Annotated in this window: 26 protein-coding genes and 2 pseudogenes; 13 read left to right on the forward strand and 15 right to left on the reverse strand. The window is 64.1% G+C overall.

Annotation, left to right across the window (positions count from 1 at the left end; genetic code table 11):
• Window positions 1-33: 33 nt before the first annotated feature.
• Window positions 34-546, reverse strand: coding sequence for a GNAT family N-acetyltransferase (locus tag CE453_RS20325; RefSeq protein ID WP_089176225.1), 513 nt, complete (start codon window positions 544-546; stop codon window positions 34-36).
• A 227-nt stretch (window positions 547-773) separates the two neighbouring features.
• Here CE453_RS20325 and CE453_RS20330 point away from each other — a divergent pair, with 227 nt between their 5' ends.
• Window positions 774-1859: a TRAP transporter substrate-binding protein gene (locus CE453_RS20330; RefSeq protein ID WP_089176226.1), complete on the forward strand. Its 1086-nt coding sequence runs from the start codon at window positions 774-776 to the stop codon at window positions 1857-1859.
• 100 nt (window positions 1860-1959) lie between these two features.
• On the opposite strand, the gene CE453_RS20335 is transcribed toward CE453_RS20330, so the two are convergent.
• Window positions 1960-2601, reverse strand: coding sequence for a DUF1062 domain-containing protein (locus CE453_RS20335; protein ID WP_089176227.1), 642 nt, complete (start codon window positions 2599-2601; stop codon window positions 1960-1962).
• 421 nt (window positions 2602-3022) lie between these two features.
• Entirely contained in the window at window positions 3023-4225 is a 1203-nt protein-coding gene (gene nhaA / locus CE453_RS20340; protein WP_089178045.1) for a Na+/H+ antiporter NhaA, read from the reverse strand.
• Window positions 4226-4607: 382 nt separating this feature from the next.
• On the opposite strand from nhaA, the gene CE453_RS20345 reads away from it, so the two are divergent.
• Complete coding sequence (locus tag CE453_RS20345) at window positions 4608-4991, forward strand: porin family protein (protein ID WP_089176228.1); 384 nt, start codon at window positions 4608-4610, stop codon at window positions 4989-4991.
• Between the two features lie 24 nt (window positions 4992-5015).
• Here the strand turns inward: CE453_RS20345 and CE453_RS20350 are convergent, their stop codons facing one another.
• The 5 genes from CE453_RS20350 to CE453_RS20370 form a co-directional block, all read right to left on the reverse strand.
• A complete protein-coding gene (locus tag CE453_RS20350; protein WP_089176229.1) occupies window positions 5016-5642 on the reverse strand; it encodes a uracil-DNA glycosylase family protein in 627 nt (208 codons plus the stop codon).
• The gene (locus CE453_RS20355) at window positions 5639-6172 is read right to left on the reverse strand and encodes a hypothetical protein (RefSeq protein ID WP_089176230.1); all 534 of its coding nucleotides are present in this window, start codon (window positions 6170-6172) and stop codon (window positions 5639-5641) included. Before CE453_RS20355 ends, CE453_RS20350 begins: the two co-directional genes overlap by 4 nt.
• Complete coding sequence (locus CE453_RS20360) at window positions 6169-6636, reverse strand: hypothetical protein (RefSeq protein ID WP_089176231.1); 468 nt, start codon at window positions 6634-6636, stop codon at window positions 6169-6171. Before CE453_RS20360 ends, CE453_RS20355 begins: the two co-directional genes overlap by 4 nt.
• A complete protein-coding gene (locus CE453_RS20365) occupies window positions 6636-7247 on the reverse strand; it encodes a glutathione S-transferase family protein (protein ID WP_089176232.1) in 612 nt (203 codons plus the stop codon). The genes CE453_RS20360 and CE453_RS20365 overlap by 1 nt, the downstream gene beginning before the upstream one ends.
• 108 nt (window positions 7248-7355) lie before the next feature.
• The gene (locus tag CE453_RS20370) at window positions 7356-7907 is read right to left on the reverse strand and encodes a thermonuclease family protein (RefSeq protein ID WP_089176233.1); all 552 of its coding nucleotides are present in this window, start codon (window positions 7905-7907) and stop codon (window positions 7356-7358) included.
• Window positions 7908-7992: 85 nt separating this feature from the next.
• Here CE453_RS20370 and CE453_RS20375 point away from each other — a divergent pair, with 85 nt between their 5' ends.
• Complete coding sequence (locus CE453_RS20375; RefSeq protein WP_089176234.1) at window positions 7993-9510, forward strand: sensor histidine kinase; 1518 nt, start codon at window positions 7993-7995, stop codon at window positions 9508-9510.
• Window positions 9511-9614: 104 nt separating this feature from the next.
• Window positions 9615-10733, forward strand: coding sequence for a D-alanine--D-alanine ligase family protein (locus tag CE453_RS20380; protein WP_089176235.1), 1119 nt, complete (start codon window positions 9615-9617; stop codon window positions 10731-10733).
• Between the two features lie 40 nt (window positions 10734-10773).
• Here CE453_RS20380 and cobT read toward each other — a convergent pair whose 3' ends face one another.
• A complete protein-coding gene (gene cobT / locus CE453_RS20385; protein ID WP_089178046.1) occupies window positions 10774-11793 on the reverse strand; it encodes a nicotinate-nucleotide--dimethylbenzimidazole phosphoribosyltransferase in 1020 nt (339 codons plus the stop codon).
• Window positions 11794-11905: 112 nt separating this feature from the next.
• Here cobT and CE453_RS20390 point away from each other — a divergent pair, with 112 nt between their 5' ends.
• Together CE453_RS20390 and CE453_RS20395 are read left to right on the forward strand one after the other, a co-directional pair.
• Window positions 11906-12760: an adenosylcobinamide-GDP ribazoletransferase gene (locus CE453_RS20390; RefSeq protein ID WP_089176236.1), complete on the forward strand. Its 855-nt coding sequence runs from the start codon at window positions 11906-11908 to the stop codon at window positions 12758-12760.
• Window positions 12757-12933, forward strand: coding sequence for a DUF1289 domain-containing protein (locus tag CE453_RS20395; RefSeq protein WP_472840957.1), 177 nt, complete (start codon window positions 12757-12759; stop codon window positions 12931-12933). Before CE453_RS20390 ends, CE453_RS20395 begins: the two co-directional genes overlap by 4 nt.
• 22 nt (window positions 12934-12955) lie before the next feature.
• Here CE453_RS20395 and CE453_RS20400 read toward each other — a convergent pair whose 3' ends face one another.
• The 6 genes from CE453_RS20400 to CE453_RS20425 form a co-directional block, all read right to left on the reverse strand.
• The gene (locus CE453_RS20400) at window positions 12956-13432 is read right to left on the reverse strand and encodes a GNAT family N-acetyltransferase (RefSeq protein ID WP_089176238.1); all 477 of its coding nucleotides are present in this window, start codon (window positions 13430-13432) and stop codon (window positions 12956-12958) included.
• 19 nt (window positions 13433-13451) lie between these two features.
• Window positions 13452-14285: a sulfite exporter TauE/SafE family protein gene (locus tag CE453_RS20405; RefSeq protein ID WP_089176239.1), complete on the reverse strand. Its 834-nt coding sequence runs from the start codon at window positions 14283-14285 to the stop codon at window positions 13452-13454.
• Window positions 14286-14393: 108 nt separating this feature from the next.
• Window positions 14394-14747, reverse strand: a complete 354-nt coding sequence (locus CE453_RS20410) for a DUF1428 domain-containing protein (RefSeq protein ID WP_089176240.1) — start codon at window positions 14745-14747, stop codon at window positions 14394-14396.
• A gap of 96 nt (window positions 14748-14843) precedes the next feature.
• Window positions 14844-15596, reverse strand: coding sequence for a DUF899 domain-containing protein (locus CE453_RS20415; RefSeq protein ID WP_089176241.1), 753 nt, complete (start codon window positions 15594-15596; stop codon window positions 14844-14846).
• 80 nt (window positions 15597-15676) lie between these two features.
• Window positions 15677-16111, reverse strand: coding sequence for an SRPBCC family protein (locus tag CE453_RS20420; RefSeq protein ID WP_089176242.1), 435 nt, complete (start codon window positions 16109-16111; stop codon window positions 15677-15679).
• A 25-nt stretch (window positions 16112-16136) separates the two neighbouring features.
• Window positions 16137-16481 carry an ArsR/SmtB family transcription factor gene (locus CE453_RS20425; protein WP_089176243.1) on the reverse strand — a complete coding sequence of 115 codons (345 nt, stop codon included), beginning with the start codon at window positions 16479-16481 and terminating at the stop codon, window positions 16137-16139.
• Window positions 16482-16723: 242 nt separating this feature from the next.
• Between CE453_RS20425 and CE453_RS20430 the strand changes: the two genes are divergently transcribed.
• The 7 genes and pseudogenes from CE453_RS20430 to CE453_RS20460 all read left to right on the forward strand — a co-directional run.
• Window positions 16724-17032 (forward strand): beta-barrel domain-containing protein, encoded by a 309-nt coding sequence (locus tag CE453_RS20430; protein WP_089176244.1) that lies wholly within the window; start codon window positions 16724-16726, stop codon window positions 17030-17032.
• A 123-nt stretch (window positions 17033-17155) separates the two neighbouring features.
• The gene (locus CE453_RS20435; RefSeq protein WP_089176245.1) at window positions 17156-17830 is read left to right on the forward strand and encodes a creatininase family protein; all 675 of its coding nucleotides are present in this window, start codon (window positions 17156-17158) and stop codon (window positions 17828-17830) included.
• An 867-nt stretch (window positions 17831-18697) separates the two neighbouring features.
• Window positions 18698-19783, forward strand: coding sequence for an acyltransferase family protein (locus tag CE453_RS20440; RefSeq protein ID WP_157733130.1), 1086 nt, complete (start codon window positions 18698-18700; stop codon window positions 19781-19783).
• 752 nt (window positions 19784-20535) lie between these two features.
• Window positions 20536-21774 (forward strand): sugar transferase, encoded by a 1239-nt coding sequence (locus tag CE453_RS20450; protein WP_198302166.1) that lies wholly within the window; start codon window positions 20536-20538, stop codon window positions 21772-21774.
• 36 nt (window positions 21775-21810) lie between these two features.
• Window positions 21811-22038, forward strand: a complete 228-nt coding sequence (locus CE453_RS28975) for a hypothetical protein (RefSeq protein ID WP_198302167.1) — start codon at window positions 21811-21813, stop codon at window positions 22036-22038.
• 743 nt (window positions 22039-22781) lie between these two features.
• A pseudogene (locus CE453_RS29315) lies at window positions 22782-23222 on the forward strand (O-antigen ligase family protein); the annotation flags it as partial.
• 232 nt (window positions 23223-23454) lie between these two features.
• Window positions 23455-23706, forward strand: a pseudogene (locus tag CE453_RS20460) (IS3 family transposase); the annotation flags it as partial.
• Window positions 23707-23715 lie beyond the last annotated feature (9 nt).

Raw genomic sequence — 23715 nt, forward strand, 5'->3', positions numbered from 1 at the left:
CTCTCCCTCGCAGCGCGGCCGGTGCCGGCAGCTTCACCCGGCGCCACGTTCGAGCATGGTCACCGTCGAATCGTGATAGCAGGCCGAGCCGAAGGGTGTGTACCCCAGTTTGGCGGCGACACGCAGCGAAGCGGCATTTTCCGGGGCGATGATGCAGACGCTCCTCTGCGCGCCGACGGTTTCGGCGAACCAGCCATGTGCCGCCAGCATCGCCTCGGTGGCGTAGCCCCTGCCCTGCGCCTCGCGCGCAAAAATCCAGCCGGCCTCGGGAAACGGGTCGAACGCTTCGCCCAGGCCACGGTGAGCCTGCATCAGCCCCGCCTCGCCGACGAGGTCGCCGCTCGCCTTCTCGACCACGGCGAAGAAGCCGTAACCCAGCAGCGCCCAGTTGCCGGCGCTGCGCGTCAGCCGCTGCCAGGCCTCCTCGCGCGACAGCGGCTTGCCCCCGACGAAGCGCACGACGTCGGGGTCCGAGCGCATGCGGTGAACCGCATCGAAATCCGAGCGGGAGGGCCGGCGCAGCAGGAGTCGTTCTGTCTCGATCATGGCTCCTTAAAGCAGCCGCCGCGTCCGCGGCCAAGCGGCGCCAAAAAAGTCGGAAATCAGGCCTCTTGCGGGCCGCGATTTAGCCGAAAGTCTCAGTCCGGGCAGTTGAATCCCCTCGCGATTCATGCAGCCTTCGGCTAGAACCCCGGCGCATGCACGGCATGTGTCGCCGTCGCGTCAGTATAAATTCGAAAAAATCGAATGCCTTCCCCGAGGAGATGCCCCCTATGAAGCGTCGTCAGTTCATCCAGACCGCGGCGGCCGGCGCCGCCGCGAGCGCAGTCGCCATGCCGGCGGTGGCGCAGTCCAATCCGGAGGTGAAGTGGCGCCTCGCTTCGTCTTTCCCGAAGTCGCTCGACACGATCTATGCCGGCGCCGAGATCATGGCCAAGATGGTCTCCGAGCTGACCGACGGCAAATTCCAGATCCAGGTCTTCGCCGCGGGTGAAATCGTCCCGGCTCTGCAGGCGCTCGACGCGGTCTCGAACAACACCGTCGAGATGGCCCACACCGTCTCGTATTATTACGTCGGCAAGGACCCGACCTTCGCGATCGCCGCGTCGGTTCCCTTCGGTCTGAACGCCCGCATGCAGAATGCCTGGCTGTTCCAGAACGGCGGCAACGAGCTGTTCAACGAATTCTACAAGAAGTTCAACGCCTACGGCCTGCCCTGCGGCAACACCGGCGCTCAGATGGGCGGCTGGTTCCGCAAGGAGATCAAGTCGACCGCCGACCTGCAGGGCCTGAAGATGCGCATCGGCGGCATCGCCGGCTCGGTGCTGCAGAAGCTCGGCGTCGTGCCGCAGCAGCTCGGCGGCGGCGACATCTACCCGGCCCTGGAAAAGGGCACGATCGACGGCGCCGAATGGGTCGGTCCCTATGACGACGAGAAGCTCGGCTTCTCCAAGGTCGCGCCCTACTACTACTATCCGGGCTTCTGGGAAGGCGGTCCGACCGTCCACGCCTTCGTCAACCTGGAAAAGTGGAACTCGCTGCCGAAGAACTATCAGGCCGCGCTGACCGCCGCCTGCACCTATGCCAACACCCAGATGGCCGCGCGCTACGACGTCGTGAACCCGCCGGCGCTGAAGCGCCTGGTGGCGGCCGGCACGCAGCTGCGTCCCTTCCCGCAGGACGTGCTGGAAGCCAGCCTCAAGGCCTCGAACGAGCTCTATGCCGAGATCTCGGCCAAGAACCCGGACTTCAAGAAGGCGATCGAGGCGATGGCGGCGTTCCGCTCCGACCAGTATCTCTGGTGGCAGATCGCCGAGCTCACCTTCGACGTCTTCCAGGTGCGCACCCGCGCCCGCTGAGCCTCCGCTCACGGCGAGAGCCTTGCTCTTCATGTCAAAGCCCGGCTTCGGCCGGGCTTTTTCGTTGGCTCGAAACGGCAGGCCTCGCAGCGAACCCACTTCACCGATCGGTGGTCCCGCCCCCAACTGACGGCTTCCACGCCAGCTCCGGGTCAGCCAGCTCGGGGAGCCAGACCGTGATCCGGAGGCCGCTCCTGATCCGTCGCCGCAGGAGATCGGCGCGATCAGGGTCCGCCCGCAGCAAAGCGCGCTCCCGGAGTCCGCTCAGCCGGGAGCGCGCGATTCCGAGCTCCGATGCCAGCAGGCGATCCAGGCGCGTCCCGGTCGGAAACGGAACCGACAGCTCGATTTCCAGATGCTCCGCGCCGGGGACGTCGCGCAGCAGCTCCTTGTGGACAGTGAGCTCGGCGAATTCGTCGATCCTCTGCGCCTTTCGCCTGAGGGCATCGAGATCGAACGCCTCGGCGCGAATCCAGTCCGGATCGTTGGACTGCAGAGCCTCGAGCGTGGCGGCGTCGATGTCGCGAACATTCTGGCGCTCGAAAATCGGGCGGTTCCAGGTCCTGTCGCACAGGGTGCATTTGTAGATCAGCCACGCGTCGAGCTTTCGACCATTGGCATTGAGCCTGATCCGGCCGCTGCTGCGGAAGGCTCGCAGGCCTCCGCATCCGCTGCAGGCGATCCAGGGGCGAGGAGCGAATTTGGGAATAATGGTCCAGCGGACCTGAAGTGCAGTGCACATGCCGTCTCGGTCTTCCGTTCGGAAGTCCACCGAGATGGCGGCGTGAGGAGCCCGTCAGGGCACGGCATGGCGGTGTTCGGCGATGAAGAGCTGAGACAGCGGAGCTGCGCTTGGCACATTGAAACAATGCCAGACCGGTCTCATGCCACCACCCGACGAACAAGCTCATATCCCGGATGACCATCGTCATCCCGCGATATGGGGTGAAACTGGATTGAGACCGGGGTTTACTTAGGCAAAGTCGACCTCTGCGCGCCAAAGCTCTTCAACTGAAGCGTTACCAAATGATCGGCTTCGGTGGGATCCCCGATCGACCGGCAACATGAGACGCACACCCCGTTGCGACATTTCCGCAACGCAGCCATGGTCCGAGCCGGACGACGATCGCCGAAACCAGGTTCGGGAAACCCGGGTGCTCGGCTCAGGCGTTGCCGGACACCGCCGGCTTCGCTCGCCCCTGCGCAAACAGGACGGCGAAGCCGCAGATGCCGGCGATGAGCGAGCCCGCCAGCACGCCGATCTTGGTCTGGCTCTGAAGGGCTTCCGAGCCAGGGAAGGCGAGCAGACCGATGAACAGGCTCATCGTGAAGCCGATGCCGCAGAGAAGCGACACGCCGTAGAACTGCTTCCAGGATGCGTTGGCGGGCAGTTCCGCGAGGCCGGTGCGAACCACCAGCGCGCCGAGGCCGAGGATGCCGATCTGCTTGCCGAGGAACAGCCCCAGCATGATCCCCAGCGGCACGGGTTCGGCCAGCGTCGCAGGACCAAGTCCGGCGAACGAAACGCCGGCATTCGCAAAACCGAACACCGGAACCACGAGAAAGGCCACCGGCTTGTGCAGGGCATGCTCCAAACGATGCAGCGGCGAAGGATCGAACGCGGCTTCCGGGCGGGCCGGCGTGCGCCCGAGCGGGATCGTCATGGCGAGCAGCACGCCCGCCACCGTCGCGTGAATGCCGGAACGATAGACGAAAACCCACAGAAGGACGCCGAGCAGCAGATAGGCCCACAGGGCACCTACGCGCCGCCGATTGAGCACGACGAGGGCTGCCAGGACCGCCCCCGCGCCCGCCAGATCGGGCAGCGACAGCTCCGCGGTGTAGAACAGCGCGATGATCACGACGGCACCGAGGTCGTCGATGATGGCGAGTGCCGCCAGGAAGACCTTCAGCGAAGCCGGCACGCGCGACCCCAGCAGCGAAAGCACGCCGAGCGCGAAGGCGATATCCGTCGCCGCCGGGATGGCCCAGCCCCGCGCGGCCTGCGCGTCCCCAGCGTTGAAGGCCAGGTAGATCACCGCAGGCCCGATCATGCCACCAAGGGCCGCGGCTCCCGGCAGCACGCGCCGCGACCAGGTGGAGAGCTGGCCGTCCAGCATCTCGCGCTTGATCTCGAGCCCGACGAGAAGAAAGAAGACCGCCATCAACGCATCGTTGATCCAATGCAGGAGGTTCAGCGGCCCGAGATAAGCCTTGAGCGCCGCGAAATAGGCAGGTGCCAGCGGCGAGTTGGCGACGGCGATGGCCGCCACAGCGACCCCCATCAGCACTACGCCGGCCGTCGCTTCGCTGTTCAGGAAATCACGCAGCGCCGACGCCGGCCGCAACCTGTTCGCACCGCTCATCGACGCCCCACCAGATGCAAGGATGTACACGCAAGCACAGGGGAAAAAGGTCGGGAAGCCTTGGGCATGGACATAGGTCTCCGTCGCTGGCGGCCCGACCAGCGAGAAAGCCTGCCCGCGCATCGATCGCGCGGAACACCCTGTGCGTTCTATGGCATCAACGACGATGCCCGGGCAACCCCTACGGCTGGGCGAAAGCCGACATTGTCCGGGCCGGGAAGGATTGCAGCTTTCCCGTGCCGTGCCCTTCCGCACGATCGGCCTGCCACAACTGCGCCTTGCCGCGTCGGCAGGATGCTTCGCCGCCCCCGGCGTTTTGACTTGCATCGACGCTCCGAAAACCGCATTTCCTTTTCAGGCCGACGCTTTTGGGACATCAGCCATGCTTCGCCTTGCCGCCCTCCTGCTTCTCGCCTCGCTGCCCGGCGCCGCCATGGCCCAGTCGATCGGCGAGGCGCTGCCCGGCCGGGCGCAACCGCGCGAATCCTACAGCAAGCCGACCCCGGCGGCCCCCAAGGGCGCCCGCCCCTGCCCCGAATACGGGGCGGGGTTCGTACGGCTGGAAGGCTCGACTTTCTGCGTGCGTGCTGGCGGCTCGGTGAGGGCAGAACTCGGCAAGAGCTCGCGCAATGGCTATGGCAGCCGCGCGGATGGCATGGTGTATTTGGAGAGCCGCGGGGAAACGACCCTGGGGCCGGTTCGCTCCGTCATCAGCGTCCGCCGGGGAATCGACCGCAATCTCGATTCCGCGCCGTTCCGCTACTGAACCTTGCCTAGATATCTGCGCGGCTCAGGCCAGAAGCCGCGCGACCTCCTGCTGGAGCACCGGCACAAGCTCGGCCTCGAACCATGGATTCCGCCGCAGCCAGGCGTTGTTGCGCCAGGATGGATGCGGCAGCGGCAGGACGCGCGGAAAGCCCGGGCGGCCCAGCAATGCGCGCCAGTCGGCCACAACAGCCGTCAGATCACGGCCCTTCTGGTCGCCCAGATGCCAGTCCTGGGCATAGCGGCCGATCGCCAGGACGAGCTCGACCTGCGGCATCGCCGCGAAGATGCGCCCCTGCCAGGTCGGCGCGCATTCCCGCCGCGGGGGCAGGTCACCGCCCTTTCTGTCCTGGCCGGGAAAACAGAATCCCATCGGCACGACGGCCACCTTTGTCGGGTCGTAGAAGACCGTCTCGTCGATGCCGAGCCAGCGCCTCAGCCGCACGCCGGAAGGATCGGTGAAGGGTCGGCCGCTGGCGTGAACGCGGGTGCCCGGCGCCTGTCCGGCGATGCACAGGCGCGCCGTCACCGAGGCCTGGATCACTGGGCGTGGCTGGTGCGGCAGCGGCGGCAGATAGCGCGGCGCGTCGCGGCAGATGCGGCAGGCCCGCAACTCCTGCAGGACCTCCTCCAGCGTCTCCTTGGCCGTCATCGTCCCGTGTCGAGCCTCGCCGCATCGCCTTCATCTGAGCCAGGGGCGGCCTTCCCGGACCTGGCGCTGGCGAGCTTCCCGCGGCCGGGCGCCTGCGAGATCAGCCCGTCGCAGAACCAGTTCTCGGATTTCTTGCTGAAGTCGTGCGGGTCGCCCGGCTCGACGCGCGCCAGCCCGTTGATCCGGCCGCTCGGCCGGCTGCGGATGACATAGAGCGCGCCGCTGGTCTCGATCGTGAAGCAATAGGTGCGGCGCTTGTCCGGCGGTCCGTAATAATAACAGACCGCGTCATCCGTCGTGGTCCAGCAGGCATCCGTGTTCGGAACGTTTCGGTTGTGGCCGAGCGCGCGCCCGTCACGGTGGTGGTACTCGCTGAATGGCAGATTGGAGCCGGAATAGAGCCCCGTCACGGTGTTGCCCTCGAAGGCCTGCCGGATCTGCGGACCCGTGAGGCGCTCCGCCGCGGTCGCTGCGCCGACGACGAGCAAGGCGAGCCCGACAACACCGCTCCGGATGACGCAGACCTTCATCGCTGCGCCAGCCTCCTGCTCATCGGCGCGCCCGGCGCCTGCGAGATCAGGCCGTCGCAATACCAGGGCTTGCCGTTGTCGGTGTGGTTGCGCGGATTGCCGGGCTCGATCTTGGCGAGCGCGTTGACCAGGCCGTTGCCGCTGTTGCGCAGCACATAGAGATCACCGCTCATCTCGACGGTGAAGCAGTGCACCGTGCGATCCTCGGGCGGGCCGTAATAATAGCAGACCTGATCGCGCTTGGTGATCCAGCAGGCATCGGTGTTGGGCTGCCAGCCATTATGGCCGAGCGCGCGCCCGTCGGCGGCATGATACTCGGTGAAGAAGCCGCCATTGGTGTAGCGGCCGGTCACGGTATTGCCCTCGAAAGCCCGTTGGATCTGCTCGCCGTTGAGGCGCTCGGCGGCATGGGCGGATGTCAGCAGGCCGGACAGTGTCAGCAAGATGAAGGCGAGATATCGCATTACGCCTTCCAGCTCGGACGCGCCGAGACTTCGCCGTGCCAGCGGCGGATATGGACGAAATCCTCCGGCAGCGGAACGCGGGAGGGCTTCATGAAATCGATAGCGATGCCGGCGGTGATGTCGGCGACGGTCAGCACATCCCCACAGACGAAGGGGTTGGCGGCAAGCTGCAGCTCCAGCACCCAGAGATGATCGTCGATCTGGTCGCGGTTCGCCTCGGCCCATTCGGGGACCTGCGCCTCGAGCTCCGCCATCGAGGGATGGCTGTGACGGAAGATGGCGGCGACGCTGCCGAACAGGCCGAGCTCGATCCGCCGATTCCACATCTCGATCAGGGCCTGTTCCCGGGCCTCGCGGCCAAACAGCGGGGGCTGCGGATGCAGGCTCTCGACATAGCGGCAGATCGCCATGGTCTCCGCCAGGGCGGTGCCGTCGTCGAGCTGGAGGACGGGCAGGCGCTGCGACGGGTTGAGCCGGGTGAAGGCCTCGCTCTTGTGCTCCTTCCTGGCGATGTCGATCGGAACGAGCTCGGGCAGCGGCACCCCCTTCTCGGCGAAGAAGATGCGGACCCGGCGCGGATTCGGGGCGCGCCCGCCATCGTAGAGCTTCATCAGACCATCTCCGTCTCCGGCCGCACCGGATCACGGCCAGCACCGGACGGTCAACCGTATCGTCGCGCTTCTTGACGCGAGGATGGCGTGAGCGGCCGGCGTCGCCTGTCAGCGCGGATGGCTGCGGCGCCAGGCCTCGGGCCGCTCGAAGCGCAGGGCCCAGAGCCCCCTGCCCGCTGCGCGAGCCTCAGCCTCCTCGTTCTGATAGGCACCATAGGACACCGCCTGCCCGGTTCGCACCATGGTCGCATTGATGTCCTCCTCCCCCTGCCGGCAGCGGGCGAGGCCGCGGCCGTAACGGTCGGCCTTGCCGATCTCGCAGGTCGTGAGGCCCCTCCTCAGCAGGCCCTGCAGGGCGCCGCGCGCCTCCCGCCCGCAGGGAACGCTGCGGCCACCGGAATCGGTGCAGCTCTGGCGATATTCGGGGGCATCCAGCCCTTCCAGCCGCAACTCCTCGCCGAGCAAGCGGATCGAATCGCCGTCGATGGCCTGTGCCGCTCCGGTGAGCACGCGAGCCGGCCCGAGCCGGTACTGCAAAATCGCCCCCGCCAGCGCGAGAAAACCGAGGATTCCGAGCGCGACGACGAAATCCGTCAGGCGACCGACACGGCGCCAACCGAAGGGACCAAAACGAGACCGACCGAATCCGAGACGCGCCATCAGGAAGAGCTTAACGATTTGGTGTCCATGATGGCGAGCCGACCGTGCAGCCTGCGCGGCCGAACGAGGATGCGTACGCTCTATCATGGCGGAAGTGACGGCCGAACAGGTGCAGCGTGGGCGCGGGCCGGACCCCGCCGCCGTCGCGCGCCGCAAGCTGCTCACCCGCGACGTGAAGACCGTGCGCGAGCGGCTGACCTCTTCCACCGGCCTCGAACGCGCCTTCGACAACGAGCTGCTGCGCAGCTTCGCGCAGTACCGGGTCTCCGGCTCCGTCGGCACGATGGTGCTGGCGCTCGGCATCGCGGCCGCCGCCTGCTTGTGGCTGCCCGTCTATCTGGCCGCCTCCTGGAGCAGCGCCGTCCTGGCGAGCTCGCTCATCATCGTCGCGCTGTCGCGCCGCTATCTCGTCAAGCGACCGGAGGATATCCGGCCGATGCGCTGGCGGCGGCTGTTCGCCATGGCGGAGGGTCTGCACGGCCTGTGCTGGGCCGCGATCCTCATTCTCTTCGCCCATGTCGACGCCCCCGGCGCCAAGGTCTTCGTCACGACCGCCTTGCTGATCGTCAGCGCGCTGATCGTGATGCTGTCGGCCTCGATCCCGCTCGCGGTCTATGCAGGCCTGAGCCCGATCATCCTCGGCATCATGCTGTTCTTCTGGGACAAGCGCGATATCGACAGCGTCACCATGGCGCTGATGGCGGCCTCGGCGCAGCTTTTCTTCATCTTCCTCGCCAACCGGCTCTATGCCAGCTCGGTCGCGACCATCGGCTTCCGCGCCGAGAAGGACGCGCTGATCGCGGAGCTGGAAACCGCCAACGCCAATTCCGACGAGGCGCGGCGCAAGGCCGAGGAGGCCAACCTCGCCAAATCCCGCTTCCTCGCCACGATGAGCCATGAGTTGCGCACGCCGCTCAACGCCATTCTCGGCTTCTCCGAGGTGATGAAGAACGAGATCTTCGGCGCCCATGCCAATACCGCCTACAAGGAATACTCCTCCGACATCCATGGCTCGGGCCAGCACCTGCTCAACCTGATCAACGAGATCCTCGACCTCTCGCGCATCGAGGCCGGCCGTTACGAGCTGAACGAGGAGGCGATCTCGCTGATGGGCGTCGTCGACGACTGCCGCCACATGCTCGCGATGCGCGCCAAGGCCAAGGGCCAGACAATCCGCGAACTGGCCGAACCGGAGCTGCCACGCGTCTGGGCCGATGAGCGCGCCATCCGGCAGGTGGTTCTCAACATCCTCTCCAACGCGATCAAGTTCACCCCGCAGGGCGGCGAGATCAGCATCAAGATCGGCTGGACGGCCGCCGGCGGCCAATATGTCACGGTCACCGACACCGGCCCGGGCATTCCCGAGAACGAGATCCCGATCGTGATGCAGAGCTTCGGGCGCGGCTCGCTGGCGATCAAGACCGCCGAGCAGGGCTCCGGCCTCGGCCTGCCGATCGTCAAGGGACTGATCGAGCTGCATGGCGGCGGCTTCCACCTCAAGTCGAAGCCACGCGCCGGCACCGAGGTGACGATCACTCTGCCGGCGGAGCGGGTGATGGACGCCCTGCCGGCCCTGCCGGAGCCGCGTGTGCGGGCGGCCTGAACACCATCATTACGCCGCCATCGGCCGGCACAGATCGTCTCCCGCGCGCTGCAACCCACGTCCCGCCTCCTCCCGCCTTCTCCGAACACTGGAATCATCGGATCATGAACGGAAAAACCCGCGTCGCGGTGCTCTATGGCGGCAAGTCGGGCGAGCATGAGGTCTCGCTGAAATCCGGGGCCTCGGTGGTGCGCCATCTCGACCGGGAGCGCTTCGAACTGATCCCCGTCAGCATCGACAAGCAGGGGCGCTGGCAGCGGCAGGACCCCAAGCGCCTGGCGGAATGGAACGCGGAGAGCCTGCCGATCTATGCCGACGCACCGGAAATTCGCCTCGCAGCGGATGGCACTGGCGGGCTCAAGGTCGCCGGGCTCGATGGCAACTCGGCCGCCGATGACATCGACGTGGTGTTTCCGGTGATCCACGGTCCGCTCTGCGAGGATGGCGCCGTTCAGGGGCTGCTGGAGCTGAGCGGGGCAGCCTATGTCGGCTCGGGCGTGCTCGCCTCCGCCGTCGGGATGCACAAGGACATGGCGAAGCGTCTCGCGGCGCTCGCCGGCCTGCCGGTCGCGCCCTATGTGATGGCGGTCAGGCGCGACTATCTTCGCGATCCTGCCGCGGTCGCCGCGGCTGCGCAGGAGAAGCTGACGCTGCCGGTCTTCATCAAGCCCTGCAACATGGGCTCCAGCGTCGGCGTCCATAAGGTGAAGCGCTGGGAGGATCTCGGCGCGGCTCTCACCGATGCCTTCCGCTACGATACGCGCGTGCTGATCGAGCAGGGTATCGACGCCCGCGAGATCGAAGTCGCGGTGCTCGATGGCGATCCGCCCTTCGTCAGCGTGGCAAGCGAGCTCAACGCCGATCCCAAGCACGAATTCTACTCCTACGAGGCGAAGTACGTCGACCAGGACGGCGCCACCGTCGACCTGCCGGCGAAGCTGGAGCCGGCGCAGATGGAGCGCGTCCGGGAGCTGGCGAAGACGGCCTTCGTCGCGCTCGAATGCAGCGGACTCGCGCGCGTCGACTTCTTTCTCGACCGGCGGAGCGGTGAGTTCTACTTCAACGAGATCAACACCCTGCCCGGCTTCACCGCGATCAGCATGTATCCGAAGATGATGGAAGCCTCGGGCATGGCCTATCGTGACCTGATCACCCGGCTGATCGAGCTCGCGCTGGAGCGCCATGCCGAGCGGGCGGCGCTGAAGACGGATTACGAGGGGTAGACCCGGAGTCTGCCGGCTTTACGCTGAAACGCGGCGGAAGCTAATCCTTCCGCGCCACCTGCGCCTGCTCGAAGGTCGCCATGCCGGAATGAACGGCAGCAGCGGCCTTGACCAGCCCAGCCGCGAGCGCAGCGCCCGAGCCCTCGCCCAAACGCATGTCGAGCGCCAGCAGCGGCACCTTGCCGAGGCGGGCCAGCACCTCGGCATGGGCGCCCTCGGTAGAGAGATGGCCCGCCAGGCAATGGTCGATCGCCGATGGCTCGATCGCGTGCAGGATGGCGGCCGCGGCGGTGACGACATAGCCGTCGAGGATCACGGGAATTCGCTGCGAGCGCGCCGCGATGATCGCCCCACAGATCGCCGCGATCTCGCGCCCGCCGAGGCGACGCAGCACTTCGAGCGGATCCTTGAGATGGGCGCGGTGGAGCTTGAGCCCCGCTTCGACCGCTGCGACCTTGCGCTTGAAGCCTTCGTCGTCGATGCCCGTGCCCCGGCCGCACCAGCGCGCGACGTCACCGCCATAGAGCGCGGCGTAGATCGCTGCGGCCGAAGTGGTGTTGCCGATGCCCATCTCGCCGAGGCAGAGCAGATCGGCGCCGCCGGCCAGCGCCTCCATGCCGAAGGCCATGGTGGCGACGCAGGCGCGCTCGTCGAGCGCGTCGGTTTGCGTGAAGTCCCCGGTCGGCAGGTCGAGCGCGAGGTCGAAGACCTTGAAGCCGAGATCGAAGGCCGCGCAGATCTGGTTGATGGCCGCGCCACCGGCCGCGAAATTCTCCAGCATCTGGCGCGTCACCGCCTGCGGATAGGCCGAGACGCCCTGCGCCACCACGCCGTGATTGCCGGCGAAGACGCAGACCAGTGGCCGGTTGACCGCCGGCGGCGCCTTGCCCTGCCAGGCGGCGAGCCATTCGGCGATCTCTTCCATCCGGCCGAGGCTGCCGGCCGGCTTGGTGAGGTTGGCGTCGCGGGCGCGCACCGCATTTGCAGCCGCCATGTCGGGGCCGGGCATCGCGGCGATGAGCTCGCGGATATCGTCGAAAGGCAAACCGGAAGCGGCCATGGTCAAGTCCGTCCAAAGAAGCGGCGCCAGGCGCAGCGCCATGGCGGCAGGATTGCCGTTGCTGCTATAGGCTCGGCGGACGGAAGACAATCGACGGGAGTGGGAAGCCGGCATGGCCGAAGCGGACACCAGCACGCAAACGACGGCGGACGAACAGCCCGCCTGGCCGGGCTGGGCGATCGCGACTGCGATCTGCATCCGCTTCTATTCGCGCCTGCCCGTGCCGCGGCTGCCGGGCGAAGGAGACCTGCACGGCGTGCCCGACTTCAGGCTCGTACCGCGCGCCCTGCCCCTCGCGGCGCTGGTCATCGCGCTGCCTGCCGCGCTCGTCGCGCTGGCGGCCGGCCTGGCGGGCTTGAGCGGACTGGTCACCGGCGCCCTCGTGCTGACGACGCTTGCGCTGAGCACAGGCGCCTTTCACGAGGACGGACTCGCCGACAGCGCCGACGGGCTCTTCGGAGGCCATACGCCCGAGCGGCGGCTCGAGATCATGAAGGACAGTCGCATCGGCTCCTATGGGGCGATGGCGCTCGGGCTTTCGCTGCTGCTGCGCGCCGGCCTGATCGCGATGATCCTCGATCGCGCCGGCCCCTGGGGGGCAGCGGCCGCGGTGCTCGCCGCAGCGCCCTGGTCACGGGCGGAAGGTCTGTTCCTGCTCGCGACGCAACCGCCGGCCCGCAGCATCGGCGCCGCTGCCGCAGTCGGCCAGCCCAGCGTCGCGACGGCCCGGATCGCGCTGGGCCTCAGCCTGATTCTCGCGGCGGGGCTTTGCCTTGCCGCGCATCTGCCATTGACCGGCCTGTTGCTCGGCTTCGCTTTGGCGCATGGCGCCGCAGCGGTTCTGGCGCGGCTGGCACAGCGGCTGATCGGCGGGCAGACCGGCGACATCCTCGGCGCGGCCCAGCAACTCGCCGAAATCGCGATCTCTCTCGGCCTTGCGCTTGCCTCGGGATGGATGGGGCGGTGAGCGCCGCCTCCACACCCTGCATCAAGGTTTGCGTCATCGACCCGCAGACCAGGCTTTGCGAAGGCTGCGGCCGCACCCTCGCCGAAATCGCGCAATGGTCTCAACTGAGCGAGGCCGAGCGGTTGGCGATCATGGCCAAGCTGCCGGAGCGGTTGCGCCAGCCGAAGCCCTAGAATGATTGCGGGCCCCTCGGCCCTATTTGGCCTCGGCAGCAGCTTGGAGCGCTTCGCCGGCAAGCCGATAGAACACCTTCTTCGTCTGGGCGGCCGCGCCGAGGCTTTCGTAGAAGCGCAGCAGAGCCGGATCGTCGGCGTCAGCCGTCCAGTCGAGGCGCTTGTGGCCGCGCTCCACCGCCAGTCTCGCCAGCGCGGTCATCAGCGCCCGGCCGAGCCCTTTGCCGCGCGCGGCACCGGCGACGTAGATCTCCTTCAGGAAGAAGCCTGTCTTCAGTCCCGGTCCCGGGTAGAGATTGCAGGCCGAGGCGAAGCCCAGAACGGCCTCGTCCTCCACCGCGAGGAGGATCTCCACGCCGACGGGAAGAGAGGCGAGCCCGGCCCGGATTTCGGCGACCGACGGGCACGGCACGGCGTAATGTCCCTGCATCTCGACCATCAACGCGGCGAGCGCAGCGTGATCGGCCGGCTGCAACAGGCGGATCGCGACCTCGTTCATCGCCCGGGTTCCGCAGCCTTCAGTGCAGCAGAGACCAGACGAAGCGGGCGGCGACGAAGAGCAGGAAGAGGCCGAAAGCCACTTCGAGGCGCCGCTTCGACAGCTTGTGCGCCAGGCTCGCACCGATCGGCGCCGTCCAGATCGAGGTCGGAATGAACAGGATCATGCCGATCAGCGAGACGTAGCCGAGGGAGAGCGGCGGCAGGATGTCCATCTTCGGCCAGCCGGCATAGATGAAACCGAGCGCTCCCGGGATCGAGATCAGCACACCAAGCCCCGAGGACGTCGCGACGGCCTGGTGGATCGGCCGGCCGTAGAACGTCATGAACAGGCTGGAAAGCTGACCGCCGCCGATACCCATCAGGGCCGAGAGCACGCCGATGACTCCGCCATAGGCCACCATCAGCGGCTTGCCCGGCATGTCCTCGCCGAATTTCCAGCGATCGGCGGCGAAGAGCAGGCGGATGGCCGAAATCGTCGCCACCACGACGAAGACGATCTTGAAGAGATCGGCGGGCGCGTAGCGGGCGATATAGCTGCCGACCATGACGCCGAGCACGACCGGCACGGCCCAGACCTTGAGGATCGAAAGATCGACCAGCCCCTTGGCGCGGTGGGCGTTGAAGGAGCGGATCGAGGTCGGGATGATGACGGCGAGCGAGGTGCCGACGCTGAGCGGCATCCTGACCTCTTCCGGCACGCCGATGACGCGGAAGACCTCGTAAAGCACCGGCACGATGACCGCGCCGCCGCCGACGCCGAAGACACCGGCGAGCAGGCCTGTCACGGCCCCCGCCAGCACGAGAGACACGGCGAGGAAGGCGAGGTCGCCGATAGGAATGCCTGCGAGCATGGAAAGGGTTCCGGTGGGCCAGCCCCTACCCTCTCCGCGATTTCGCCAGCCGGGGCAAGGGCTGCCGGGCAGCCCCGCCATGTGTGGCCGGGAGTTCGCCCCGGGCGATCAGGCGTCCAGCAGCGGCGCGAAGCCGGCATGGACCATGCGCTTGCCGTCGAAGGGCATGGATTCGCCCATCGTCTTCATGCGCGGATCGCTCATCATCTTCGCATTGGCCGCGTCGCGCGTCTTGCGGTCCGGATATTCGAACCAGGAGAAGACCACGACCTCGTCGGGCTTCGCCTTCACCGCACCCTTGAAGTCCGTGACCTTGCCGTCCGGCACCTCGTCACCCCAGGTCTCGACCATGCGGGTGACGCCGAACTCCTTGAAGATCGGCAGGGCCTCGCTCGCATGCTTGCGGTAGACCTCCTTGTTCGCGGCGGGGACCGCGACCACGAAACCCTCGACATAAGCCATCTGAATCGTCTCCCGTTCTGGCGGCGCGGCACATGCCGACGCCTATCAAGTTGATATCAACCCATCTCTTCGGCCATTGCGTGACAATGACCCGCTTCAGCCGCAGCAAGAGCTGGTGGCCAGCAACGGCTGGAAGCTCGCGGCCCCCTTCAGCTCATCCTCGTAGCGGTCATGGTGCCGGACCCAATCCATGATCCTGCCCTCGTTGCGCCCCTTCGGAGTCATGTCGAGGAAGTTGTGCGCTCCGATCAGCAGGTCGCCGCCGCGGGCATAGGTCGAATAGGTATGGAATATCTCGCCGGCATCGTTGCGGTAGAAGACGCTGAAGCCGGGCATCTCACCGCCTTCGCCGTCATGCATCTCGTAATTGTATTCGTAGCGGCCGGCCGCCTTCTCCGCCGGGCTGGGCGAGACGTGGAAATCGTAGTTGAAGTCGCTGCCGGCGGAGGACACCCAGGGGAAATCCCAGCCCATGCGGTGCCGGAAGGTCTGGAACTCGGCATAGGGCGCCCGCGAGACCACGACCAGGCTGACGTCATGATGCTTCAGATGCAGGTTGGCGCCGTCGAAATGGTCGGCGAGGAAGGAGCAGCTCGGGCAGCCTTCCCTGGCGTCGGGTCCGAACATGAAGTGATAGACGATCAGCTGGCTCCGGCCGGCGAACAGATCGGCCAGCGACAAGGCGCCGTCCCAACCCTCGAAAACATAGTCCTTCTCGATCCTGACCCAGGGTAGCGCGCGTCGCTCGGCCGAGAGCGCGTCGCGCCGGCGGGTAAGCTCCTTCTCGTCGGCGAGGTGGGTCTTGCGGGCAGCAAGCCACTCCTCACGGGATACGATCCTGTGTTCCATCGTCTCCTCTCCTGTGCTTCCGCCGGCCCATGCCGGCAGCTCATCCCGGCGCTGCCAGACAGGCTGCGCCTCGCTTCGCCTCAGGCGAAATAGGCCTCGAGCTTCTCCATGGTGCCGGTCCAGCCATGGGTGTGGCCGCGGACGGCGGCATCGTCGAACAGCTTCTCGTGCAGCAGGGTCAGGATCGTACCGTCACCATCCGGCTTCAGGGTCACCGTCACCCGAGAAACCCGCTCGGGCGTCGTCACCCAGGACCAGCTGAAGACGAGCCGCTCGTTCTCCACCACTTCGAGATAACGCCCGGACACCTCATGGCGCTCGCCATTGTCCTCCAGCATCACGACGCGATAGGCGCCGTCGACACGGGGATCGAGCTCGGCTTCCTGTGCCACCACATTTTCCGGCCCGAACCAGCGGACCAGCAATTCGGGATCGGTCCAGGCCTGATAGACCTCGGCCGGGCTGGCGTTCAGCCGGCGCTTCATCGTCAGGCTCGGCGTCACCGGCTGATGCATCGTCGCGTCCCTCCCCCGCCTCTCGTCACTCGCGGCCCTGGCGACGCGCATCGAGCAGCGCCGCAAGCGCATCGAGCCGCTGTGTCCAGAAGCGCTGATAGCGTGCGAGCCAACCCATCGCTTCCTCCATCGGCCCGGCATTGAGGTGGCAGGACACGGTGCGTCCTGCCTTCGTTCGTGTCAGCAGCCCGGCCTCCGCGAGGACGTCGAGGTGCTTCATCACCGCCGGCAGCGAGACCGGAAAAGGCTTCGCCAGCTCGCTGACGGAAAGCCCGTCCTCCTGCTCCAGCCGCGCCAGCAGGGCCCGGCGTGTCGGGTCCGCCAGAGCGGAGAAGGTGCGGTCGAGCTGCGCATCCTGAAACTTAACCATTGAGTTAAGTTTAGACACGCAATGAAGCAGCCGTCAAGAGGCGTGCAGCCTGCCGGGTGTCAGTGTGGGGAAAGCCGAAGTTTGCCGAAGTTTATGAAAGCGACCGTGTGCGATACGCCAAGTTTGTCGACTGGAGCAGGTAGTTTGTCGGCAATTGCAACCATGGTTTATCGGCGCCGACCTTTCACGGGCCGCAACCGTCTATCAGCTTGAACCAACCTGCCTCGGCTTAGCCGCGTGATATCGACCCAATCGTCTTGGGTCAGCAAGCGCACATCAAGCTGCACGCTTTCAACCAACGTTCGACACCAGAGCTAAACGGGACGGTCAGCCGAATTTCAGCGGATACGGCGCGAGATCAGCAAACCGGTTCCACATACTATACGATCCGTGTCACTGTGGCTTCCAACGAATTCGGACGCTTGGCACTTCACCGCGTCACGGCTGGAATGCTTGCTGATGTTTTTGTTCAAACTGCAGATCGCACGCCATTCCAATATCTTATAAAGCCATTGACAGACCAGATTGGCAAAACATTCAGGGAACGGTGACAGGCATTCGAATACGGCGTCGGTTTTCTGGGGCGACCTGACGGCTGAGGAACTTCGATCAAAGGCCGAGGCTGATGCCGTCGTGATCTTGCCCGTGACCTCGATCGAACAACATGGCCCCATCTGCCCGTCAGTGTCGACACGCTTCTTTGCGAGCGAATTTGCCGGGCAGCTACAGAGCGGGTGATAGGAAACCAGGTTGTTGTAGCACCCACCGTATGGTGCGGCATGGCCGAGCATCATATGGACTTTGGCGGCACTTTTACCTTCGACGTGCCAATCTATCGCGCGCTCCTGCTATGTCTGCTCAAGAGTTTGGAGCGTAACGGCTTTCGTCGCGTCGTCATTGTCAATGGACATGGCGGCAATCGCCCTGCCTTGCAGGCCTTACTTCCGGACTTCGCCCGAGAAACGAAACTTCGAATCCGGGTCGCCATGTATTACGCCGCGACCGGCAAATCGGTGATCTCGATGCTCGATCGAGCTGCGGGAAAGCATGCAATCGAATTCGAGACATCAATGATGCTGGCACTTACCCCCGAGCTCGTTAAGAACTCGCGATTGCAGGAAGCTTACGGCGGACAAGAACCCGAGCGTGAATACGCACCGATCCTCAGAAGGACAACGCGCCATCGCTCCTATAAGCGTCTCGCTTCAACAGGTGTATATGGGGACGCCCGTCGCGCGAGTGCCGAGAAGGGCATGGCACCCATCAAGGAATGCGCACAGTCTCTAGCGGAGATGCTCAACCACAAGAATATATGGTTGAATTCAGCCGAACTTCGTTCTCATAAATAGAGCAAAATGATCATAAGCTTATGATAATTTTAAATACTTATGAGAGGCAAATAACGATGTATTCCTTCGGCGACTGATCACCCAACATGGGCGAGAGCAGGGACCCTAAGCCGAGCCGCAGCTTTCTTTGTAGATTACATCATCGTGATATTGTTGATCCAGGCTGCGGCAACTCTTCTCCTTGCGCCAACTAGCGGCTTTTTTGCAGGACAGCAGCGCCTTTGCCAAGCGATGCAATCCGGCGACGGAGCGCCCAACTGGGCGCTCTCTTCCTCACTCTGGCTCTCACCATTGCCTGGCTGGTGCGCCGTCTCGAGGTCCGCATGCAGCGTCTCTACGAGCGCTGATCGGGCCTTGCTCTCTCACTCAAGGAAGCAACATGAAAAGCCGAGTTTCGAGCGCGATCGACTTCAACGCGCCAGGCGTGCAAAGCGATTACGCCCGGGTTCCATATTCATCTGATGTATCGGGCTATGGTTGGATTCCGGTTCCGATGGTCTGTTTCAACGGCGGTTAACGAACCAACAAGCACGGCCTCAGCCCACCGAAAGCAGCCAGATGCTCGCCCAGAAATCAGGGCCCTTCGAACTGTCCACCTTGAGGTGCCTCCCATAAGGTCCAGCGAGGGATCTCGGGAAGGCATTCCAGGACGCACGCTGCGTGGTGCTATGATTGAGTCTCACCCGAGCCAGCAGGTGACCAAAGGCACATCGCGACATGACCAAATCATCCAGGATTTGATCCAGTTCAGATAGGCGATACAAAATAAAATGAGAAATTTTTCACTTTTCAGTTTTACAAATAAAAGATATAATCCGGCGCAATCGATCATCAATACTATAAATAGAATATTAAGCTGGAGGACACGTGCCCCCAAAAGCAACTGAAGCAATTGAGCGCCGAAATTTCACCGTCGTTCAAGCCCTACGGGGCTTCGCTGCGATGTGGGTTGTGCTCTTTCACGCAAGGGAAGGCGGCCATCTACCGACCCTTTATGCTTCGCTGCCTTCTTGGTTCAAAATCACGGTTTTCGATCAAGGCCATAACGGGGTTTCCATATTTTTTGCCCTGAGCGGCTTCGTGATTGCCCATAGCGTTCGCGACTTGAGTCCATCTGTCCGAAATTTCGGACGGTTTGCATTAAAGCGCATTATGAGATTGGACCCGCCATACTGGGCCTCCATCGTTTTTGTTCTCGCCATGGGTTTGTTATCCTCCATTGTAAAGCATGAAAGAATTACCTGGCCTTCTTTTGGGGCTATTTCTTCGCACCTCTTCTATCTCCAGGCGTTTCTGAATTATCCTCAGATCAATACTGTTTACTGGACTCTAGCCTATGAAGTGCAATTTTATTTATTTTTTGTAGGCCTAATCACGGTGGCCAGTCTTCTTTGCGGAGAAAAAGCATGGGCGAAAGAGGCCGCATGGTGGATCATGTACGGCGTCGCGATTACCGCTCTTTTTGTCCCTCGTGACAGAATGATGCCAGGACTTTTTGTGAATCTTTGGCCGGCTTTTTTCATCGGCGCCCTTGCCTATCGAGCTGTGGAAGCGAAAACGCGATCGATCGCTTTGCTTACGCTCGCCGGCCTTATGCTTGCTTTCGGCGATGAAGGTATCGAATTCTGGATTTATAGCACCATTACTGCCTTGCTTCTTTTCTTCTTTTTACATACAGGGGCAATTTATACATCCCTAAATTGGAAATGGCTACAATTCTTGGGCACGATTTCGTACAGCCTATACCTGCTTCACAATCCGATCACGGGCGCGGCGGGGTTTGTTGGCCACAAATTTTTGGGAACGGGTGTCATCGCAGATATCGGCATCCTGATAGGTATCGCCATCGCAAGCGTGGTTGGCTCAACCGGCTTCTGGTGGCTTGTTGAGAGAAAGGCACAAGCTTGGTCCAAGCACGTTCGATTGAAAACAGCGAGCAATCCATCAATCTAGCGGATTGACCGAAACAGAAGAGTCAACGCGGGGTTTCCCCGGAGCACGGGCATATGCGCCCCTGCACGATGCGTACTGGGATCTTCATCACGCTCGGCGAGGCTGACCGACGGCTCGAAGCCTTGGTCGCCGACGGGAACACAGCACAGAAGCACGTCTGGCGCTGGCCGGCGCGCTTCATGGAAGAAGGCGTCGACGTTGCGGGACAAGACCAGGCCGCCCGGAAGGCTGCCCGTGGCCTAAGATAAGATCGCGACTGTCGTTACGATGACGCTGAAGCCGCCGCCCCATGAGGCGACACATCGGACGGCGCGCGCCATAGCCAAAGTCGCGGGGCTGGCAATCTCCACGATTCAGAAGATGCGGAAAGCCCACGGCCCCGCCTCGCATCGTTGGCGGCAGTTCAAGCTCTCCACCGACCCCGCTTTCGCAGAGAAGCTGCATGCCGTCGGGGGTTCTACGTCGGGACTGTCCGAGATTTTGTGTTCTGCCGCAAAACTGAAATGTGAGGGCGCAGGCCGGAGATCGGCGCGTTAAAAGCGCAACTCGTTGCGCCTTTTACGCGCCGATATCGGTTCGCGCGTCGCGCATATAAGAAAAGAAACGCAACTCCTGCGAATACGCAGAACCTGCGATACCTACAGACGTTGAGCTTGTGCGGATTCCGAAACTGTCTCGAGCCAATGTCAACGAATTCGATCGCATCCCGCACACGACATCTTTCGGCCGCTGCCGCAGCTCACGGATCCCAGATGTTCTGGACCGTGGCAGTGGTCTCCATCGAGATGATCACGATCGTCGCCTGCACCTATGCTGCATTCCTCGTATATTCGGCGGCCGCCTACGGCGTGGTCTTTTTTCGAAGCGATTATGTTCTGGCCTCGATCGGGGTCGGCGCGCTGTATGTCGCCCTCTGCATCGCCGACAACCAGTACGATCTGCTCGGTCCGGAATGGAACGAGCACAGCCGCTCACGCGGCGGCGCGGCGCTCGCCCTGTCCTTCATCACGCTCCTGACGGCCGGCTACTCGACCAACAGCCTCGGCGGCTATTCGCGCGGCACGTTCCTGGCGCAGCTGCTGGCGACACTGCTCGGCCAGATCGCCGTGAGAGCCGCGCTCAGACAGGTCGCCAACCGCGCCCGCAATCATGGCCACTGGCGTCGCGAAAACATGGCCGTACTGGTCATGCCCGGCGCCCGCGGGATCGGGCATGTGCGGGCGCGCGTGGCTGCCCGGCACGAGCACGTCCTGCGCTGGTACGACTTCCCCTCTGTTGTCAACGAAAATGCCCCCTTGGAGGTACCACTTTGTGAGATTCGACGCGAATGCCGGGCGTTGCCGATCGACGCCGTGCTCATCCTGTTCGGCTCGGACAATATGGAGGTCGTCTCCCACACAGTGGCGGCGCTGTCGGAGCTACCCGTCCGGATCCAGCTGCTGCCGATCGAGCTGGCCGAACCGATGCGGCGCAGCCGCATCGGTAGCTATGGCCATCTGCGAGTCCTCGAACTCTTCTGCGGCCCCTGCTCACTGCGCGACCGCTTCCTGAAACGCACCTTCGACATCGTCAGCTCGGCTGCGCTGCTAACCATTCTGTGGCCGCTGCCTGTCGCCGTCACCGCCCTGCTCAAGCTCGATTCACGCGGCCCGGTCCTCTTCAAGCAGATGCGGCTCGGCTTCAACAACGAGCAGATCCAGGTTCTGAAATTCCGCAGCATGATCTGCATGGAGGATGCGCGCGACGACTTTCGCCAGGCCGTGCTTAACGACCCCCGCGTGACCCGCGTCGGGCGGGTGCTCAGGCGGACCAATATCGACGAGCTGCCGCAATTGCTGAACGGGCTCAGGGGCGAGGCCGATACCTTCGAGAAGATGCAGAAGCGGGTCGCGCACGATCTCTGCTACGTGGACAACTGGTCATTCTTCTTTGACCTGAAAATCCTGGTCAGGACCGTCATCTCGAAGCAGGCGTACAGCAACGCCTATTGAGCGGAAGGGAACGCTCCGATGCGAGACTGTTACTTCGTGTCCGAATATCCCGCCGTCTCGCATACCTTCATCCGGCGGGAGATCACGGAGCTTGAACAAAAGGCCGCTTCTATCTTCGCCGCCCTCGCCTTCCGCCATGGCCGATGGCGCGAGCTGCCGCGCGAGGCGACCGCGCTGGTTGCACCGCGCGTGACGAACTGCATCGGCCAGGCTCGCCCCGCAGCTGCGGTCCCCGCGTCCTGGCGCTGGGAGACAGAACTTTGACTCGAACCGATCCGCGCCGCGAACAAAACGGAATGGCATCGCGCCGAGACCTGGAACGGAACCTTGGAGCAGGAGGCATGAAGACGGCTCCCGACCCCTTCGCCGTCACGCCCGGCGACCAGCTTGCGCCGAAGGCGGATCGCGTCTGGCGGACCCGCTCCGTGCGGGAGGCCAATGCCGAGGCAGTCTGGCGGCTCCTACGAGGTCTCGTCTTCGCCATCCTGCTGATCCGCGCCTCGTCCGATCCGATCTTCAATCTGCTGGGAGGCGATTCGGGCGGAGCCTCGATGGGGGTGGGGGCCCTGTTCAATGTGCTCGCGATCGCGGTCGCCGGGATCCTGCTTCTGCAGGCGCCGCTGAAGGCGCCGTTTCCCGTCATCGCGATCTGGGGGCCGTTCCTGCTGATTGCCTTCAGCTCGGCGTTCCAGGCGCCGGATTTCAACGCCGCGGTGCGGCTGGCCTCCGTCCTGCTGACCTACTGGGCCTTCTTCGCCATCCCATTCTTCATTCTGCGTTCCTCGCGCGACGTCCTCTGCTTCATCGAGGTGGTATTCGCCTCCTCGATTCCGCCTACGCTCTACGCCTTCGTGGATCTCGCGCAAGGATTGTCCGATCTGCACGATTTCCGCTTGGAATCCACCTTCACGCATCCGAACATCTATGCCTTCTATCTCGTGCTGCTGCTCGGGCTCGCGCTCTATGTCCGGGCCTCGGGGATCGTGCGCGCATCGCCCCGCATCCGCATGCTGGTGACACTCTACATCCCGCTGCTCGTGGTCCTGCTGCTGCTGACCAAGACGCGCAGCGCCTGGGGTGCCTGCGCGCTGATGCTCCTGGTCTATGCGGTCCGGATCGACCGCCGGTTCCTCGCCGGCCTGCTGCTGCTGCCGGTGCTATTCATCGCCAATCCGAACCTGATGGACCGTCTGACGGACGTCACCGCCTCACCGGAGATCGACATCTTCTCGCAGCTGAACGCCGAAACGCCGCTGAACTCCTTTAATTGGCGGCAGGCCTTGTGGGAATCCGTGCTTCCGCATGTACTGGAGCAGCCGCTGCTGGGCCATGGTCTCGAAACGCTGAGACCCTCGGTCCCGCGCTTCTTCCCGATCGTCAGCCCGCCGGGCATCGACGGTCACAATCTCTATCTGCAGATGAGCTTCGAACTGGGTCTGCTCGGCCTGCTCGCGCTCCTCTGGCTGTTCGGCTGCGTGGCCTGGTGCCTGGCGCGAGGATGGCGACGTGATCCACCGGGCATCCTGATCATCAGCTGTCTACTGGTCGCGTATATGCTCGAATCCTATTCGGACAACATGCATTTCTACCTGGCGTTCAACTGGTACTTCTGGTTCGTCATGGGCACGCTCTGTGCGGGGATCCGCCACGATGCGCACGCGACCATCGCTCGACGATCGCCAGACGCTCGGCAAGGTCGAGCGCCGGCACCAGACCCTCAAGAACCGCATCCCGCTGGAAAACGACTATCTGCCAGGTTATCTCGAACGGCAGGTCGCAGCCTTCGTCGAGCACTATTATCACGGTCGCTATCACAATAGCATCGATAATCTCATTCCTGCCGATGTCTACTTCGGCCGCGGCCAGGTCATCCTCACCGAACGCGAAAAGATCAAGCACCAAACCATCCAACAAAGACGCTTGCGGCATCAAGAAGCACAT

The sequence above is a fragment of the Bosea sp. AS-1 genome, from assembly GCF_002220095.1.
GTDB lineage: Bacteria > Pseudomonadota > Alphaproteobacteria > Rhizobiales > Beijerinckiaceae > Allobosea.